At 40.3% G+C, this 640-nt stretch carries 1 protein-coding gene; it reads left to right on the top strand.

Annotation, left to right across the window (positions count from 1 at the left end):
• Positions 1-640, top strand: a 640-nt coding sequence (locus SB773_RS29890; RefSeq protein WP_410593810.1) for a reverse transcriptase domain-containing protein, incomplete at both ends; no start/stop codon positions are given.

Below are 640 nucleotides of genomic sequence, written 5' to 3'. Positions count from 1 at the left end.
TTTTGGGTATTCCAACCGTTCTAGACCGTTTCATTCAACAAGCCATTGCCCAAATATTGACCAAGATATATGACTCAACCTTTTCAGAGAATAGCTATGGATTTCGCCCTAACAAACAAGGGCACCAGGCGGTTCGAAAGGCAAAGTCCTATATAACCGAAGGTTATACATGGGTAGTGGATATGGATTTGGAGAAGTTCTTCGATAAAGTGAATCATGACAAGCTCATGGGAATGTTAGAGCGGAAAATTGAAGATAAACGAGTTCTTAAACTGATTCGTAAATTCCTTCAAGCAGGCATTATGATAGGCGGACTTTTTCATAAAAGTGAGGAGGGAACTCCGCAAGGAGGTCCGTTAAGTCCTTTATTATCTAATATCATGTTAGACGATTTAGATAAAGAACTAGAGAAACGCAATCTTCGATTCGTAAGGTATGCGGATGACAGTACTATCTTTGTGAAGACACGAAAAGCCGCCAAACGTGCAATGGGAAATATCTCAAGCTTCATTGAAAATAAACTGAAGCTAAAGGTCAACTACGAGAAGTCGAAGTATGATCGCCCTTGGAACAGAACGTTTCTCGGTTTTAGTTTCACGAAGTCAAAGAAGAACCCGAAGGTTCTACTGGCTAAACAAAC

The organism is Bacillus sp. SIMBA_074 (genome assembly GCF_046534555.1).
Lineage (GTDB): Bacteria > Bacillota > Bacilli > Bacillales > Bacillaceae_G > Bacillus_A > Bacillus_A mycoides.
Note: the sequence above shows the minus strand (reverse complement) of the source record. Positions and strands in the feature narration are given on the sequence as shown.